Raw genomic sequence first — 18247 nt, 5'->3', positions numbered from 1 at the left:
ACAAAGGTATAGGCGATGAATAACACGATTTTCCCGAATAAGTTTAAAGCGGCCCTCGCGGCGCAACAGATTCAGATTGGCTGCTGGTCTGCATTAGCCAGCCCAATTAGTACCGAAGTTTTAGGCCTGGCGGGTTTTGACTGGCTGGTGCTGGACGGCGAACACGCGCCGAACGATATCTCGACGTTTATCCCGCAATTGATGGCGCTGAAAGGCAGCGTCAGCGCGCCGGTCGTGCGCGTACCGACCAACGAGCCGGTGATTATCAAGCGCTTGCTGGATATTGGGTTTTACAACTTCCTGATCCCGTTCGTTGAGACGGAAGAAGAGGCAGTGAACGCCGTGGCGTCGACCCGCTATCCGCCGGAAGGTATTCGCGGCGTGTCCGTCTCCCATCGCGCCAATATGTTTGGCACCGTACCTGACTACTTTGCGCAGTCGAATAAGAACATCACCATCATCGTGCAGATTGAAAGTCAACAGGGCGTCGATAACGTTGACGCCATCGCGGCGACCGAAGGCGTTGACGGTGTCTTTGTCGGTCCAAGCGATCTGGCTGCGGCGTTAGGCCATCTCGGCAATGCATCACATCCTGATGTGCAGAAAGCTATTCAGCACATTTTTGCCCGCGCGAAAGCACATGGCAAACCAAGCGGCATTCTGGCCCCGGTAGAGGCAGATGCGCGTCGTTATCTGGAGTGGGGCGCGACGTTTGTTGCCGTTGGCAGCGACCTTGGCGTGTTCCGTTCAGCCACGCAGAAACTGGCTGATTCTTTTAAGAAATAACCACCATCGACAGTAGAGAGAGATAAAGACATGACAATGAAAGTTGGTTTTATTGGCCTCGGTATCATGGGTAAACCAATGAGTAAAAACCTCCTCAAGGCAGGTTACTCGCTGGTGGTTGCTGACCGTAACCCGGAATCCATTGCGGAAGTGATTGCCGCAGGTGCAGAAACCGCCGCCACGGCGAAAGATATTGCCGAGCAGTGCGATGTGATCATCACTATGCTGCCGAACTCTCCGCACGTGAAAGAGGTGGCGCTGGGGGAAGGCGGTATTATTGAAGGGGCGAAGCCGGGCACTGTGTTGATCGACATGAGTTCCATCGCGCCGTTAGCCAGCCGCGAAATCAGCGAAGCGCTGAAAGCGAAAGGCGTGGATATGCTGGATGCGCCGGTCAGCGGTGGTGAACCAAAAGCGATTGATGGCACGTTGTCGGTGATGGTTGGCGGTGATAAAGCGATTTTTGACAAGTATTACGATCTGCTAAAAGCGATGGCTGGTTCGGTGGTACATACCGGTGACATTGGCGCGGGTAACGTTACTAAGCTGGCGAACCAGGTGATTGTGGCGCTGAACATTGCGGCGATGTCTGAAGCGCTGACGCTGGCGACCAAAGCGGGTGTGAACCCGGATCTGGTGTATCAGGCGATCCGAGGCGGACTGGCTGGAAGCACCGTACTGGACGCGAAAGCACCAATGGTTATGGACCGTAACTTTAAGCCGGGTTTCCGTATTGACCTGCATATTAAGGATTTGGCGAATGCGCTGGATACCTCGCATGGGGTCGGTGCGCAGTTGCCACTGACTGCTGCCGTCATGGAGATGATGCAGGCGCTCCGCGCAGATGGGCTGGGCACTGCCGATCACAGTGCGCTCGCATGCTACTACGAAAAACTGGCGAAAGTGGAAGTCACTCGCTAACAAGAAGGGCGCGGATGCGCGCCCTGTATTTCTTGCCTTGCGCGGCACAGTCAGGCTACATAACTATGAAAATCGTAATTGCCCCAGACTCTTATAAAGAAAGCCTTTCTGCCACCGAGGTAGCTCAGGCAATAGAAAAAGGATTTCGGGAAATTTTCCCCGATGCGCAATATGTTTCAGTTCCGGTGGCCGACGGCGGCGAAGGAACGGTCGAAGCCATGATCGCCGCCACGCAAGGGAGTGAATATTCCGCGTGGGTGACGGGGCCGCTGGGTGAAAAAGTGAATGCCTGCTGGGGTATCTCCGGAGATGGGAAAACTGCGTTTATCGAAATGGCGGCTGCCAGCGGTCTGGCGTTGGTTCCTCCTGAGAAGCGCAATCCGTTAGTCACCACGTCACGCGGTACCGGGGAACTGATTTTGCAGGCGCTGGATAGCGGGGCGCAGAGCATTATTATCGGCATTGGCGGTAGTGCGACCAACGACGGCGGCGCGGGTATGGTGCAGGCGCTGGGCGCGAAGCTCTGCGACGCCAATGGGACAGAGATTGGCTACGGGGGCGGCAGTCTGATGAGCCTCAACCGCATCGACATTTCCGGTCTGGATCCGCGATTAAAAACCTGCTCCATTCGCGTGGCCTGCGATGTGACCAATCCACTCATCGGTGATACTGGCGCTTCGCGAATCTTCGGCCCGCAGAAAGGAGCGACGGAAGAACGCATTCTCGAACTGGACCGTAATTTATCCCACTATGCTGACATCATTAAAAGATCGCTGCGGGTCGATGTGAAGGATGTTCCCGGAGCCGGTGCAGCTGGTGGAATGGGTGCCGCGTTAATGGCTTTTTTAGGCGCGGACCTGCGCAGTGGTATTGAGATTGTGACCCAGGCGCTCAACCTGGAAGAGCATATTCACGACTGTACGTTGGTGGTGACCGGAGAGGGGCGTATCGACAGCCAGAGTATTCATGGCAAAGTGCCGGTAGGTGTGGCGAACGTCGCGAAGAAGTACCACAAACCGGTAATTGGTATTGGCGGCAGCCTGACGCGTGATGTAGAGGTAGTGCATCAATATGGTATCGATGCGGTATTTAGCGTCTTGACCAGCATCAGCACGCTGGAAGAGGCCTTCCGCGGGGCATTTGATAATATTTATCGCGCTTCAAGGAACATCGCCGCCACGTTGGCGATAGGAATGCGCAGTGCGGGGTGACATTGACCCGCAAACCCTCTATACTGCGCGCCGAAGCTGACCAGACAGTCGCCGCTTCGTCGTCGTCCTCTTCGGGGGAGACGGGCGGAGGGGAGGAAAGTCCGGGCTCCATAGGGCAGGGTGCCAGGTAACGCCTGGGGGGGAAACCCACGACCAGTGCAACAGAGAGCAAACCGCCGATGGCCCACGTAAGTGGGATCAGGTAAGGGTGAAAGGGTGCGGTAAGAGCGCACCGCGCGGCTGGTAACAGTCCGTGGCACGGTAAACTCCACCCGGAGCAAGGCCAAATAGGGGTTCACAAGGTACGGCCCGTACTGAACCCGGGTAGGCTGCTTGAGCCAGTGAGCGATTGCTGGCCTAGATGAATGACTGTCCACGACAGAACCCGGCTTATCGGTCAGCTTCAACTTCTTTAAAAACAATAAGTTGATGTATCTCAGGTACTTAGAAGCATAAATGAGATACAGAATGGGATACATCAACGATTGTTACCTACCTCATACGCTTCAGCGTAACGGCGTTTTTTACGCCTACCTCAGATTGTCTGACAATCAATTTTTCCGTTGCTCGCTTGGTACAGATAGTCCGCGCCGATGCCAGTTCCTGATCTCCCGGCTAACGCCATTCTTCACCCTTTTGCGATCTGGTACCATACACCGCGACCAGTTGCAGAGAATCATCCGAACAATGAAAAAACTTTCCCAGCATGACATTGATGCTTTTGTAGCAGAGCAGACCGCTGAGATTTACGGCTATGTTGAAGATCTTCCCGCAGCCCCGCGCCAACGAAAACTTAACGGAAGCACGATTCCAGTGCTTTCCACAGATGAAGCGAAGGCATTCGCTAAATTCTTCCAAGAATTCTATGAGGAGCTTTACGACAGCGGCGAGGAATCACCAACAGAATCAATTTTCCTTGAGTCTCTGGCCCGGCGTTTCGACATTACGGGCATGGAAAGTGCCATTGCCGCCGCAGCGTCCAAGTACGATATTCTTCTGCACCAATCCCAGCAGGCCAATGAAGCCTTCTTGAGTAAAGACTTCTCGAAGTACCATGAGATCCTTACCAAAATGAAACCGCAAATTCCTGCACCTGCCGCAGTGGTTGAAGAGCCTGCGCCAGCGATGACATTGCAAAAAGCATGGGATGGTTTTCTGGTGTTCAAATCAGATTGGAATCCGAAGATTCGGAAGGGGAACGAAAAGTACTTCACGGTTATCAGGGAAGTACTGGGGGCTGATACGCCAGTGGACAAAATCACCCGCCGCGATATCAAACATTTGCTCGAAGTGGTGGAGGGTCTACCCCGTCAGAATATGAAGCCATACAACAAGATGACGGTTCGCGAATGCTTAGATCTGGATGATGTTCCCGAAGAAGACCTTGTGTCCCCGAAGACGGTTAAGGATTATCTGAAACTGTGCCAAGGGCTGTTCTCTACCTACCTAACATCTGAAATGGATGTGCTGGCAACTTCGCCGACACTTAATGTTCCATACGAGGCCAAGAGTAAAAGTTACGGTGACTACAGTGCAACAGAAATGCGAAAGTTGGTGGCCCATTTCAAATCTCTCTCAGGTTGGAAAAAGTGGATACCTCTTCTTCTTGCCTATACTGGCGCACGCCGGGCAGAGATAGCCAAATTAAAGCGTTCTGATGTTCGTCTTGATGATGATTCCCAGCGTTACTACATCATGATTGATGATACCAAAACTGAAGCAGGTACGAGGCAAGTACCGCTATCACTTCATCTGCTTGATCTTGGATTTATGGACTACGTAGAGGGGTTCTCTGCTGACGATTCTCTTTTTCCTGAACTTACTAACTTCAACCAGATTACCCACTTCTTCCATGATGCTCGTGAGACTCTTGAGATCCCTTATCTCAATGATTACGGCGCTCGCCGCATTGTGCACAGCCTTCGCCACACATTTATTACTGAATCGCGAAAAACTAACGAGCTTACGCCAGTTCAGAAGGTGGTCGGACATGAGCATAGTGGGGAAGGGCAAACCCAGCGATACACCCACAAGTTTACTGTGACGAATTTACTTCCAGTGGTTGATGGCATTTGCTGGGACTAAACTCCCATCAACTCTCCTGTAAGTGCAGTGGGGGATTCTCTCCCTACTTTTATAAATTATGGCACACAAAGTGTTTCTCTCATCAAGGATGTCGCCGCTTGTCATTGTTTAATTTATTGATTTTAATAATAAAAGACACAAACCCCTTGACAAATGAGAATGATTCGTGTTATTATGTAATTAAGGGGAAGATTTCCCCGACATCCCACCGAAACACATAAAATCCCGCAGGTGCCAGTTTCTGCCTCTTCTCCTTGGTAGGCTGGATCAATCCGCTTGCGGGTTTTTTATTACCATCAAGAAATCATTATTTGGAAAATAAAAACTTAGCGTCAATCGACGTAACGGACTCCGCACGTCTGCGCGGCAAGGTTGACCACACCACATGGCACGCGTGCAAATCGCGGCTAAAGCTACTGGGCCTACCACAGACACCGAAACGAATCGGCTTCCTTCTCTGGCTGGAACACCAGCAACATCACGTCTTCACCTTTGAAGAGTACGTGGAGAGATGGGGTTACAACAACGCCCATCTGCATCTCAATGAGTATGAAAAAAGCGGACTTATCCATCATCGCGACGAGTATTTTCTCAGCGAAACCGCCACCAGCACCGATAGCCCATTCCGCTGTAAGTGCTGCAAATCCATCAATCTGAACAAAATCCTTAAAGCAAAGGAGCGCATTATTAATGAAACTAACTAAAGAGCAAACATCCCTCATCCAGCGTCTTTATGACGAACGTATCACGCAAGCGGAAAAAGCAGCCTTGTCCGAAGTCAGCACCACCATCGTCTTCAATGAGGTGTTCCCGCTGGTCATCACTAAGGCGGCAGCTTACCTGGACAACGGTTACATCCTCAATCCTCAGGCCTGCAACCATTATCAATCTTCGCCTTTCTTCGAGGTGAGCATGTTCAAACCGACGAGTCTGCTTGAGCAAGAGCGTACAGAGGCCATAGCGGCAGCGTCTGAACGTCTGAAGCTGGAGATCACTGCCGAAGTGCAGGAAATCGTTCGCCAAAAACGTCAGCGTAATCTGGAAATCGCAGCAGCAGAACAGGAAGCCAAAGACGCAATCACTACTGAGCAAGCCATTCTCGCAGCGTTCACGGAGGTGTAATGGGAGACACTCTATTTCAAGCATTTGCAATGCCGTCGGATTCCACACGGTTAGCTCACAGGAATAGGCCATCTTATCGGGCCATGATGGCTGAACAGCAAGAAGGGAAAGATTGGATCACTGGGGCCAGACTTACAGTTCCATGCATCGACCACGATCACGAGACCGGGCTATGCCGCCTAATCCTTAATCGTGCCACGAACACGTTTGAAGGAAAAGTCAGGGCCGTTTTACTGGCTCAAGGGTGGTCCCCTCAACGGTTTGCTCAACCGCTATTTGATGCATGGCAGAGCCACACTGAACTCACCCCGATTCTATATGAAATAGCTCTGGAGGTCTGGCCCTACCTAAGCTGGGAACGCTTCCTAATGTACATCCGAAATCTCGCCGTTTACTACGGGACAGCATGGGTGTACTACGACCATTTGCTTTATGAAAAGCCTTCAACAACAGGACACTAAGCCATGCAGTTAATCGTTCCAAAAGACATTGAACAATGGCTGGACAATACGCGCGAACACCGTTCACGCGCAGCACAGATTATTAAACTTTTATACGACGCACAGGAGCACGACACCTATGATCCAAAAGACGACCACACACACAACCACACCCCCGGTTGAAGCCTTCTCGCTACACCTGCGTAGCCAAGGATACGCCCTGATTTCACTGCCTGGTGGCGTTAAGTTGCGCAACATCAACACATGCACTGATCAAAGTCTCGATTCCCTTGCGGTACATTACGCTCGTTTTTCAGGGAACTCATGGAACTCACAATGGCAGTCAGTTGTATTTAGAACACTTCCATTCATCGTCCAAAGCATCTTCAATCCGGCGTTGCCGCCTGGCCTTTCTGAGGATGGCACGCTGAACACATATCGCAGATTCTCCAGTGACAAGCCTCCAGTAGACATCCTTACACCATGGTTTGAATACTTAGTGAGGATGTTCCCGGATGAAGCAGATCGCACCAACGTCTGCGCATGGTTAGCCCACTGTCTTCAGCGCCCAGAAGAGCGCCCAACATGGCATCTTTTGATTCCATCTGATACAGGAACGGGCAAGGGATTCCTCTTTCAGCAAATACTATCTCCGCTTTTGGCGGGACAGACCAAACATTATTCGAGCTACGCACAGCTGACCGAAAAACATAATGGCGCGTTAGCCGATAATCTGATAATCGTGTTTGATGATCCGCCGACGGCAAGTCGTCGTGTTGCGGAGTCTCTGAAGTCCATCCAAACCGAACCAACGGTGGACATCAGACCATTGTATGAAAGCGCCCGTAAGGTTGCGACATTCACCCGGTTCATGACGTTTAGTAATAGCCCAACGCCGATCGAAGTGGAAGATAACGACCGTCGCCACTATGCGACTCACTTCGTTAAACACAAAGTGGATCACGATGAAACCGCAGCATTCATCGCTCGCCTCAGCGACTGGTTAAACGCTGGTGGGCTGGAAGCCGTCTATCGTTGGTTTATGCAATACGATCTCAGTGACTTTAATCCATACCGCCCGCCACACAGTGTGGCACTGGAACGGATGAAACAGGCCAGTGTGTCCCCGGCAGAATCAGAGGCAGAGGTATTCACCGAAAGCCATGCGGTTTTTTCGTTCAATGCCTTTCGGGAGAGTTGCCCGGCGTTCAATCGGGACAATGATGCAACAGAATGGCTTCGCAAACACGGTTATACCAGCGCGAGATTATTCGCACTCGCTCGATTTAAGGACACCACAATAACCAAGGGTGCACTCTGGTATCATTCGGACTTAGATAAGGGACACGCCCGTGAATGGTATCTGTCGAAATACTACCCTAAGATCGACGCTGCATAACCGCCCTAAAACGGCCCTCACAAAATAGAGCCGTTCTATCCCAGCACCTGAAACATACGGGCTGAACAGGGCAAACGCCCCTAACGGCCCTAAATCTTTTTTTCTTATTATTTAAGACTGTGACAACCCAGTTGGAACATAACACGTGTCCAGTCGTTCGTTATGCGTGGCACCTTTGCTAATGGCGAAGGTAGCCACCACGACGAAACGCATGATTGCTTAACAACTTCGTGTAAATGCGAAATTAAAAAACTTATCTATCGTCTGAACCGAGGAATATCGGACAGGATTCATCATTCCCCAAATGGCGCAGCAGAGCGCCGGAGACTTTATCTATGGCAAGACAAAAAAACTCTGAAATTGATGCTCAGTTACGAGCATTGGGTGCGCCAACAGGCGCTATAGACGGTGTTTACAACGAATGGGAGGGATTGCCTTTCGTAGAGGTAGTTCCTGGTTTCTTGGTTTTGCGGCAGGATCTGAACGATGCAATCCTACCAGCAGAATCGCGTGAGCCGATTAATTACGATCTGGAAGAGTTCTATCTGAACGTGAGTGGAAACCGAGCGTGGCGCTGGCGTATTGAAGATGGGCGGTTTATTGCCTCCACAGGCACTTGTGATTGATAAAAATGTACGGCAGGAGTGGCGTTTTCATCACATTGCTGTGCACTTACTCTGCATCATCGGTTTGAAAGGTTTTGGTATAGGGACATTTTCCTTTGGTGACGTAAGTGAACAGATAAATGCTGTTCTGGTACGTACAAAGCGTCTTTCCACTCTCCGTCGTTTCCTGCTGAGGATCGGACATGGTGATCTGCTCTGCTGCCACAAACTGCGAGAACAGTAGCCCTGATATCGCCAATATTACTCTTGTCACAAACTTTCTCCTTTGATTTCGTTGTCAAAACCCATCGCTCCCAACAACTGTGCATAGGGATTATAGTTTCAATGTTGATCAATTTTATCGATCGATACAATAGAAATTGATCGTTTTTATCAATTAGTAATTTTATAATGACTTCCGATGAATACCTAATTCACAACAAAAAAAGGAAGACCATGAAAAGATTGATTCTCGCGGCGCTGATCGTTCTCCCCTTCGCCTCAAGTGCAACCACATTCACCTGTAAGGCGATCCAGGAAGGGCAGATCGATTCTGGTAGCCAAAAATCCTCAGTCGAGACTCGTCTTGATGTTCAGGACAAAAGCATGAAAGTGAGCATGGGTGGTAAAACCTGGCGGCTGGGTTTCATTGGTGAGAAAAGTATTGCGAAGATGTACGCCACCCCAGACGGTGGAATAGCGGTTACTTACATCGACAACGGGAGTGATCCTGTTTTCGTTATGCGCCCAACTAACAACGACGGGCAGACCGCTATCTATACGCTTAGTTTGTGTTCTGAGGTTTAAAATTAGGCGTGAGCAATCACGCCATTTCCTTCTTGATGCGGTAAAAAGTGGCACGTGATACTCCAGCCAGCTCCATTACTTTAGCGGGTTTGTGTCCTGCACTGAGTAAAGATTTAACAACCTCCCGCGCCCTTTTATCCTTAGCTTTACCGACATACACACCCGCCTTTTTTGCTTTCTCGATACCTTGCTTTTGACGTGCACGACGAGTTTCATAATCCTGACGGGCCATAGTAGCCAGCATATCGATCAGCATGTTGTTAACTGCCGCCATAATGCCATCCACCACAAGGGAAGATTTTTCCCCTTGAAGCATGTTCCATGAGGTGGGCAAATCCACCACCACCAGTTTCAGTCCTTTATCCTGAATGGTACGCTTCAAACTTTCCCATTGTGCAGCCTCCAGACGACTCAGGCGGTCGATAGACTCAACCAGCAACAAATCCCCGGTATTAGCCTCATCAAGCAACAGAGATAGCTGAGGACGTTCAAGGGAAGCCCCGGAAGCATTCTCGACATATTCCTTCCTGATAGCCCAACCACGCTCCCCTGCAAACTCACGCAGCGCCGGGATAGCACGCGTGGAATCTTGTTCTCTGGTAGAGGCTCGTGCATAAATTAGGACGTTCATCATTTGTCTCTTTGAGGTTTGACTTCAACACTCAAAGTATACAGCACACTTGAAACGTTATCAATTACCTAATACCGACACCCTATTGATACTAAATATCATGTTGTCAGTGAGGTATACCCTATTAATACAAATCAATAAACCTCACATTCTTCCCAAAATTTGATGGAAAGCCTCAGCCAACCAGAAGTATGCTTTGTAGCGGGCAAACTCTCGTGGAAGGCAACAGCCATGTTGGCTCCTAACATTGAGCTCCACCTCATCAATCTTTCTTTAGGGTTCAAAACATAATTTTTGTTACGATGTAAGGACAACAAATGACAAAATTATTTATTAAGTCTGTTAGAAGCTACCACCCGGATATTGATACAGAATTTGATTTTAGTTCTAAGGTCACTTTGATTTATGGGCTAAATGGGAGCGGTAAATCTACGATATCTGGATACTTCTTCAATCCAAAAAATCCAGAGTATGAAAAGTGCAGGTTGGCACCAGAGGAGGATGTCCAGTTTCTTGTTTTTAATCAGGATTATATTGATGAAACTTTTCATAATAGCCAAACTCAACCTGGTGTATTCACCCTCAATAATGAAAATGCTGAGATAACAAAAAAAATTGAAGAAAATAATCAAGAGCTAATTAAAAATAATAAGAAAATAAATCTAAAACAAACCGAGATTGAAGAAAAAAGAGAATCAAAAGAAACTGTTCTCTCTAAAATAATTGACGAGATATGGAACAGAACGGCAAATATTAGGAAGTCGGAAATTAGTGGTCTCGTAAATTGGATGTCAAGAAAACAAAAACTCTTCGAGGCTATTGATCTACACGATAAAGTTAAAAGCAATGAGTTGATTGAACTGGAGGGACGATATAAGTACTTGGAAAAATTCAAAGAGGTAAAGTATACTACTGTTCCAAAATTGATTTTACCAATATTATCTGATGAAGAACATCGAGTATTAAAATCTCCACTGCTGAGTTCTGGCAATAGTCATCTATCTAAAGTTATTGAAAAACTATCTAATTCTGATTGGGTTAGAAATGGTGTACGATATCTTTCTGAAGATCAATGTCCATTTTGCCAGCAACATATAGATAGTGAACGGTTAAAAGAAGAGTTAGATAGCATATTTGATGAGACTTATAACGAAACATTGTTACAAATCGAGGCTCTAAAAGAACGTTATTCAGCCTGGAAAAGTAATATAGATAATTATTTAGTGAATTTCGAAGGTCTTAGCGAAATAATAGATGAGAGTCTTTTGGCTAAGAATATAAGTGACATTAGAAATCATTATGATTCTAATGAGAGGCTTATTGTAAACAAACTTTCATCACCATCAGAATTAGTGGATTTAATTAGCGATATAGGCGTAGTTGATAACCTTTACAAGCAAGTTAGTGATATAAATGAAAAAATAGCAGCGCATAACAAAAAAATTGATAATTACGATGATGAACGCGTCATTCTGACGCAAGACCTTCTTTCCCATTTGAGGTTTATTAACGAAGCATCTCTCAATCGCTATCATGAACAAGAAAAAGAAATGGATGGTTTAGTTGATAGGCTTAATGATGAAGTTAAAACCATTAACAGTCAAAATGCAAAGTTGCAAGAGGAAAACAGGTTAAAAGCAAGTGAAGTTATTAATATTGAAGAAACCATTAATAAGATTAATGATAGTCTTGTATCTCTCGGTATGACAGGGTTTACTTTGATCAAACATCAGGATGAATCGGAAACATATAAATTACACCGTGAAGGTCAAAGTAATTCTAAGAGTGTTTTTAAATCATTAAGTGAGGGTGAAAAAACAATAATCTCATTTTTATATTTTATAGAGCAATGCAAGGGCCTCAAAAATAAAGATGATATTATAAAAGATAAATTTATCGTCATTGACGATCCAATATCAAGCCTTTCTCATAATTATATATATGAAATATCATCAATGATTTTCAATGATTTGATATTAAAAGAGATAGCTAAGAAGTTTATTATATTGACACACAGCCTCTTTTTCTTCCAGGAGTTGGTCATAACTGCCAGTTCTGAGAAAAAAATAATAAAAGACTGGGCTTTTTATCGAGTGATTAAAGGCGCGCATAGTCAATGCCTCAAACTTAAAAGAGATGAACTTCTCAATGAATATCAATCATTGTGGCAAACGCTAAAAGATGCAAAAAATGGAATAGTCAATCCTATAATTTTACCTAATGTAATGAGGAACATTCTTGAATATTACTTCAGCTTTTCATGTAAGAAGGATCGACTAAAAGAGGTGCTAAAGTCACTCGCAGATTCCCATGCGGAACCACGATACAACTCGTTTTATCGATTTATAAATAGACACTCACACTCTGATGGTAAAAATATTCAAACGATAGGGGCAATCGACGCTCATGTTTATTTAGAGATGTTTGAAAGAATATTTACAGATACCGGTGATGATTCACATTTTAATGCGATGATGAGAGATGAGTCGATAGCATAAAATTAATTTATAGAAGGTCGAATAGCTAAATCTCGACCTTCGAATATCTTAGGTTACCACCGACGGGTGTATCACTTAGCGATTCGGTAACGAGCGTTTGTGCTTGCACACATCTTCCCAGCGACCGAAACGAAAGCGTTTGTATTTGCATACATCAACGACTTTCGGACCCATGATGGCTCTCCTTTTCTACCCAGTGAGACACTGGTTAGTCCTTGCACCCTGTGTACAAGCACGTAACAGGTAAGGTGAAGAGGCACCCGGGGTGGTAACGCTATTGATTATAATGGCTTAAAAAGTCATTTCAATCATTTTTGAAGGATCTTTTTATAGTTAGAAACCATTACCATCTTAACATGTCATGATGTTATAACTAATTGATTGTTATTACTAAATAATATAATTATTGGAAAGGTGATGCACAATCTCCTCCTGATATTTGGCGGGGATGCCACGGTGCGTTAGGCGGGGCTCTTTTGAACGGTGCTTAGCCCCTTAAGTATTAGCGTGGTAAACCACTTAACTCATATCAGTGTTGGTCATTATCACGTTGTTCTAAAAAGGCTTTCTTTTTCATGGGTTCAGAATCCTTTATAACTGCTTTTAAGGATTAACCGAAATCATGTAGAATACTGTTTAAATATCCAGTGATAAAATTTCCATCTGGGTTAAATGAGTGATAGAGTGTCACTCATAAGACCCATTGGAGGCGTTATGTCAGAATTTGAATTACTGGCGCAGGATCTGCTTGAAAAAGTTGAAGTAGAAGAAAAGCAGCGACAGGAAAATGATAGAAAACTTATTGAGCAGGTACTGGAAATCTATGATCAAAAGTATGTGGCTGAGCTCTTAAGAAAAGTTGGCAAAAACGATTGGAGCCGGGAAACGCTTAACCGCTGGATCAATGATAAATGTTCCCCCAAGTCATTGAGCTCAGCCGAAGAGGCACTTCTTCGAAAAATGCTTCCGGAACCGCCAGCAAATCATCCAGAGTACGCGTTTCGTTTCGTTGACCTTTTTGCCGGGATTGGCGGGATTCGTAAGGGATTCGAAGCGATCGGGGGCCAGTGTGTCTTTACAAGCGAATGGAATAAACAAGCGGTACGCACCTATAAAGCTAACTGGTTTAATGACGAGCAAGCGCATACATTTAATCTCGATATCCGAGAAGTCACCCTTAGTGACAAGCCAGAGGTATCAGAGACAGATGCTTATGCCTACATCGACGAACATGTTCCAGACCATGATGTGCTTCTGGCTGGCTTCCCTTGCCAGCCCTTCAGCCTTGCGGGAGTGAGTAAGAAAAATTCGCTGGGTCGCGCACATGGTTTTGAGTGTGAGGCTCAAGGAACACTTTTCTTTGATGTGGCACGCATTATCCGGGCAAAAAAACCAGCCATTTTTGTGCTTGAGAACGTCAAAAACCTGAAAAGCCATGACAAAGGTAAAACCTTTAAGGTCATCATGGAAACGCTTGACGAGTTGGGTTATGAAGTTGCCGATGCAAATGACATGGGGAAAAGTGATCCTAAAGTCATAGATGGTAAGCGTTTTCTTCCTCAGCATCGTGAACGTATCGTTCTGGTGGGTTTCCGTCGCGACCTGAATATTCACAATGGCTTTACCCTCCGCGATGTCAGTCGATTTTATCCCGAACAACGTCCATCCTTTGGAGAGCTACTGGAACCAGTGGTTGATAGCAAATATATCCTCACGCCTAAACTCTGGGAGTACCTTTACAACTATGCTAAAAAGCATGCAGCTAAGGGCAACGGTTTTGGTTTTGGTCTCGTTAACCCCGAAGATAAAGAAAGCGTGGCCCGCACACTTTCTGCTCGTTACCATAAAGATGGATCCGAGATTCTGATAGACCGTGGCTGGGATATGGCAGTAGGTGAAGTCGATTTTGCGAATGCTGAAAACCAAGCTCGCCGCCCACGTAGACTGACTCCCCGCGAGTGCGCACGCCTCATGGGCTTTGAAACGCCAGACGGCAAGCCTTTCCGGATTCCGGTTTCTGACACTCAATCATATCGTCAGTTCGGTAATTCCGTTGTGGTCCCTGTCTTTGAAGCAGTAGCCAGACTACTGGAGCCTTACATTCTCAAGGCTATTTCTGCCAAGCCTGATAAGACATAACGGATACTCCCGGCTTCCACATGCCGGGAGCTTCTTATGGCAGTTCTGCGTAAAGCCCTGTGAGCTCAGCGATAAAAGCCCCCAGCGTCATTAGTTCACCTCTCACCGCTTCCGGATATTTCCTGTGTAATGATGATGGTACAACCAGTTTTACCCCTGCATCTCGCATTTCACTATGCTGAGCCTGAGAAACTCCCTCCTGTAGAGTGAAAAGGTGTATCTGCCTAATTTTATCCGCCTCGTTTAGTATCTGACGCCAACGGTCTTTGCATGTTGTCTTCACGGCTAACATACGGAGATTTTCTTCGGGATATCCGATATCGTGGTAAGCCTCAGCAGATGGGAACAGAAAGTCAGGTTTTTTATTGCCCTCAGTTACTGCTTGCGTGGCAAAGTGTCGTAGACCATGCTCAACGAAAAGATGTTCAAGATGTAGCTCAAGTGACTTTCCCGCTCTTGATTTTCGGCGATTACTGACGGAATTTGCCAGTGCAATGAACTCATCGACTGAGCCAAACCCCTTACGAATGATGTCCAGTACGTGAAACTCTTCTACCAGAAGAAAAATGTCGTACTCTATACGGCGTCGATCGATCAACTGTTCGTCTGGGTCATTGGAGTTTTTTGCGTAGTGCCCGCCAGCATACTGGATAATTTCACTACCTGATGGGAACTGCTGCTTCCAGGCGTCAGGTATATTGTATTTATGATTCACTGGGACATGTTGTAGAGACAATCCCCCCAGAATTTCACTGGATGGCCCAAATAAAAGCGTCCCAGGGATGACTTCCCCTATAACGGACTCAATAATATTCTCTTCATCAGGATTGACGCAGACCCATATGTTCACCTCTGAACTATCACCGCCTTGCTCATCCTGCTTGAAGGCCAGAAGCGTAAGGGCTCCTGTATTTTCAGGATCTTGGAGTGGGCTTCCTCTTCCCCAGCGAGTGATTCTTCTCTCATTCCGGGTCCCGCCAAAAAAACGATTATTGTAATAGATAGCCCGAGCCTCGCTGTCCGGATACTCATGTGATGAAACATGCGCGGTAAGAAAAACAGACGGGTTCAGTTCTTGGGTATTGTTGATGGAAGGAAGTAGTTTTTCAGCGATGTCGGAAGAAATATATAGTCCTACCTGATGTCCACCTGTTGCGCCAGTATCATTGGCAGACAATCGTTTGATATAGAGAAAGTAATTGTCACCAGCTATCCTGAGCAGCCAGTCCTGAAAAACCGACATAAGCATCCCTCTGTTGTCTGAAAGTTCGAAGCTCAATTTTTCCACAGAAACGCAAGGGGAGCCAGCAAACTTTCCTTGATTAATTAAGTGAATAAGTGCAGGTGTGACTATCACGGAGCTAAATGCATATGAACACCCCAGGATGGATGCATCCCCAGCTCTTGGCATTTGATCCCTTGCAAGCAGATCGGCGTATCGTACACTTCAAATGGGATACAGAATGGGATACATTGTGGGCTACAACCCGCATTCCACCGCTTCTGGTGCTTGATTGCATGGGATACAAAGCTGACTTATCGGTCAGCTTCACTCTTTATAAAACCCCGCTTCGGCGGGGTTTTTGCTTTCTGGGGGTAGAATAGATGAATGACTGTCCACGACGCTATGCTCAAAAGAACGCGGCTTAACGGTCAGCTTCACTCTTTCCAAAGCCCCGCTTCGGCGGGGTTTTTGCTTTCTGGGGGGAGAATAGATGAATGACTGTCCACGACGCTATGCTCAAAAGAACGCGGCTTAACGGTCAGCTTCACTCTTTATAAAACCCCGCTTCGGCGGGGTTTTTGCTTTCTGGGGGTAGAATAGATGAATGACTGTCCACGACGCTATGCTCAAAAGAACGCGGCTTATCGGTCAGCTTCACTCTTTATAAAACCCCGCTTCGGCGGGGTTTTTGCGTTGCGATTGGTTCACCATGGTTCAGGCGTTTATTTCTCCTTCATCTAATCTTTTATTTGACCTTTATTTATTCGGCGGGCTTCTTTTATTTTATGGAATGCTTCGTGGGATAATTCATTTTTTGTGATGGTTAGCACAAAACGCTGTGCGATACGTTTTTATCGAGAATAATCGAACGCAATCGATCGCCATCACAAAATTACTTGCTAATAAATTGCACAAAATCACTGTTAATGAGATGTTGCATGTGATGTTTTATTGTGTGTTTTTAATTAATAATTAATAAACACAATGTTTCTTTGCAAACAAATAAGGCTGGAAAATGTGATGCATGGCGTTATTTTATCACCACAAACGATAAAATATAATTATATTTGATAAATTACTTATTAAATTTAAGCGCCATTTTGCCCGATAAATACTCTGTAATTGATTGAAATATAGCCTTTCCTGGTTTTTATAAATAACGGATAAAATGGCGATGTTATAGCCATAAAAAATCGTTATCCCCCCATCTTTTTTTGATTAAAGTCAGAATAAAGTGAGATCGATATTTCATATCCATATGATTTATAAGTGGTTTCATTTTTTATAATAGTCTTACAAAATGTAAGTCAAGGGGATTTGTGAGTGGTCGCACATATCCTCGAATGCTTAATTTGCTACACTCCCTGCCGTCAACAAAGTAATTAGCACAGGTCGATATGAATACTATTACGCTCCCTAAAACACAGCACTTAGTGGTCTTTCAGGAAGTCATCAGAAGCGGTTCTATCGGCTCGGCTGCAAAAGAATTAGGTTTAACTCAACCGGCTGTCAGCAAAATCATAAATGATGTAGAGGCTTATTTCGGTATTGAGCTGGTCGTACGTAAAAATACAGGCGTGACATTAACTCAGGCTGGTCAGGTAATGCTCTCGTGGTCTGAATCCATTACCCGTGAAATGAAAAACATGGTTGATGAGATGAACAGCATGACGAGCAATGCAGTCGTTGATGTGTCGTTTGGCTTTCCGTCACTGATTGCGTTCACCATCATGTCCGGCATGATTAAAAAATTCAAAGAGGTGTTCCCGAAAGCGCAGGTTTCCATGTATGAAGCTCAGCTCTCCTCGTTTTTACCTGCGATTCGTGACGGGCGTCTGGACTTCGCCATCGGTACGCTAAGTGATGAGATGAAACTGCACGATCTACATGTTGAGCCGCTCTTTGAGTCAGACTTCATCCTGGTCGCCAGCAAGTCCCGAACATGCACCGGCATCACCTCGCTGAGCGCGTTGAAAAACGAACAGTGGGTGTTGCCACAAACGAATATGGGGTACTACAGCGAACTTCTAACTACGTTACAAAATAATGGCATCAGCAGTGAAAACATCGTTAATACCGACTCCGTCGTCACCATTTATAATCTTGTTCTCAATGCTGATTTCTTAACAGTAATTCCCTGTGATATGACCACACCATTTGGCTCAAACCAGTTTATTACTATCCCGGTAGAAGAGACGTTACCCGTCGCGCGTTATGCCGCCGTGTGGTCGAAAAATTATCGAATTAAAAAAGCAGCATCTATTTTGGTGGAATTAGCCAAAGAATATTCATCATATAATTGTCGAAGACGAAGGCAATTAATTGAAGTTGATTAAAGATTGAATTTGTTTTAACACGAAATAATCGCCATCTGTCTA

16 protein-coding genes and 1 other RNA gene are annotated in these 18247 nt (G+C 46.1%); 14 read left to right on the top strand and 3 right to left on the bottom strand.

What is annotated here, in order from left to right; genetic code table 11:
- Positions 1-15: 15 nt before the first annotated feature.
- From garL to ACU8YC_RS18195, 10 genes are all read left to right on the top strand, one after another.
- A complete protein-coding gene (garL, locus tag ACU8YC_RS18240) occupies positions 16-786 on the top strand; it encodes a 2-dehydro-3-deoxyglucarate aldolase (protein WP_151217829.1) in 771 nt (256 codons plus the stop codon).
- 30 nt (positions 787-816) lie between these two features.
- Positions 817-1707, top strand: a complete 891-nt coding sequence (gene garR, locus ACU8YC_RS18235) for a 2-hydroxy-3-oxopropionate reductase (protein WP_003024889.1) — start codon at positions 817-819, stop codon at positions 1705-1707.
- Positions 1708-1772: 65 nt separating this feature from the next.
- On the top strand, positions 1773-2918 hold the full coding sequence (garK, locus tag ACU8YC_RS18230; RefSeq protein WP_210905428.1) for a glycerate 2-kinase: 1146 nt from the start codon (positions 1773-1775) through the stop codon (positions 2916-2918).
- 32 nt (positions 2919-2950) lie between these two features.
- Positions 2951-3327, top strand: an RNA gene (rnpB, locus tag ACU8YC_RS18225) — RNase P RNA component class A.
- A 278-nt stretch (positions 3328-3605) separates the two neighbouring features.
- Positions 3606-5003 carry a tyrosine-type recombinase/integrase gene (locus tag ACU8YC_RS18220; RefSeq protein WP_446895630.1) on the top strand — a complete coding sequence of 466 codons (1398 nt, stop codon included), beginning with the start codon at positions 3606-3608 and terminating at the stop codon, positions 5001-5003.
- A gap of 311 nt (positions 5004-5314) precedes the next feature.
- The gene (locus ACU8YC_RS18215; RefSeq protein ID WP_003844871.1) at positions 5315-5707 is read left to right on the top strand and encodes a hypothetical protein; all 393 of its coding nucleotides are present in this window, start codon (positions 5315-5317) and stop codon (positions 5705-5707) included.
- Positions 5694-6125, top strand: coding sequence for a hypothetical protein (locus ACU8YC_RS18210; RefSeq protein WP_446895629.1), 432 nt, complete (start codon positions 5694-5696; stop codon positions 6123-6125). Before ACU8YC_RS18215 ends, ACU8YC_RS18210 begins: the two co-directional genes overlap by 14 nt.
- A 464-nt stretch (positions 6126-6589) precedes the next feature.
- Positions 6590-6748 carry a hypothetical protein gene (locus ACU8YC_RS18205; protein ID WP_023568340.1) on the top strand — a complete coding sequence of 53 codons (159 nt, stop codon included), beginning with the start codon at positions 6590-6592 and terminating at the stop codon, positions 6746-6748.
- Positions 6705-7964 carry a primase-helicase family protein gene (locus tag ACU8YC_RS18200; RefSeq protein ID WP_446895628.1) on the top strand — a complete coding sequence of 420 codons (1260 nt, stop codon included), beginning with the start codon at positions 6705-6707 and terminating at the stop codon, positions 7962-7964. The genes ACU8YC_RS18205 and ACU8YC_RS18200 overlap by 44 nt, the downstream gene beginning before the upstream one ends.
- Positions 7965-8299: 335 nt before the next feature.
- A complete protein-coding gene (locus ACU8YC_RS18195) occupies positions 8300-8590 on the top strand; it encodes a hypothetical protein (protein ID WP_023568338.1) in 291 nt (96 codons plus the stop codon).
- A gap of 46 nt (positions 8591-8636) precedes the next feature.
- Here the strand turns inward: ACU8YC_RS18195 and ACU8YC_RS18190 are convergent, their stop codons facing one another.
- Positions 8637-8843, bottom strand: a complete 207-nt coding sequence (locus tag ACU8YC_RS18190) for a hypothetical protein (RefSeq protein WP_045616205.1) — start codon at positions 8841-8843, stop codon at positions 8637-8639.
- A 182-nt stretch (positions 8844-9025) separates the two neighbouring features.
- Here ACU8YC_RS18190 and ACU8YC_RS18185 point away from each other — a divergent pair, with 182 nt between their 5' ends.
- Positions 9026-9376: a hypothetical protein gene (locus tag ACU8YC_RS18185; protein ID WP_446895627.1), complete on the top strand. Its 351-nt coding sequence runs from the start codon at positions 9026-9028 to the stop codon at positions 9374-9376.
- A 16-nt stretch (positions 9377-9392) separates the two neighbouring features.
- Here ACU8YC_RS18185 and ACU8YC_RS18180 read toward each other — a convergent pair whose 3' ends face one another.
- Positions 9393-10007, bottom strand: a complete 615-nt coding sequence (locus ACU8YC_RS18180) for a recombinase family protein (protein ID WP_446895645.1) — start codon at positions 10005-10007, stop codon at positions 9393-9395.
- A gap of 317 nt (positions 10008-10324) precedes the next feature.
- On the opposite strand from ACU8YC_RS18180, the gene ACU8YC_RS18175 reads away from it, so the two are divergent.
- Complete coding sequence (locus tag ACU8YC_RS18175; protein WP_446895626.1) at positions 10325-12505, top strand: AAA family ATPase; 2181 nt, start codon at positions 10325-10327, stop codon at positions 12503-12505.
- 714 nt (positions 12506-13219) lie between these two features.
- A complete protein-coding gene (locus tag ACU8YC_RS18170; RefSeq protein ID WP_446895625.1) occupies positions 13220-14644 on the top strand; it encodes a DNA cytosine methyltransferase in 1425 nt (474 codons plus the stop codon).
- 34 nt (positions 14645-14678) lie between these two features.
- Here ACU8YC_RS18170 and ACU8YC_RS18165 read toward each other — a convergent pair whose 3' ends face one another.
- Positions 14679-15887 carry a type II restriction endonuclease gene (locus ACU8YC_RS18165; RefSeq protein WP_047351815.1) on the bottom strand — a complete coding sequence of 403 codons (1209 nt, stop codon included), beginning with the start codon at positions 15885-15887 and terminating at the stop codon, positions 14679-14681.
- Between the two features lie 1379 nt (positions 15888-17266).
- Here ACU8YC_RS18165 and tdcA point away from each other — a divergent pair.
- Positions 17267-18205 carry a transcriptional regulator TdcA gene (gene tdcA / locus ACU8YC_RS18160; protein ID WP_151224393.1) on the top strand — a complete coding sequence of 313 codons (939 nt, stop codon included), beginning with the start codon at positions 17267-17269 and terminating at the stop codon, positions 18203-18205.
- The last annotated feature ends 42 nt before the right edge of the window (positions 18206-18247 follow it).

The sequence above is a fragment of the Citrobacter sp. VF227 genome (assembly GCF_052950715.1).
Note: the sequence above shows the minus strand (reverse complement) of the source record. Positions and strands in the feature narration are given on the sequence as shown.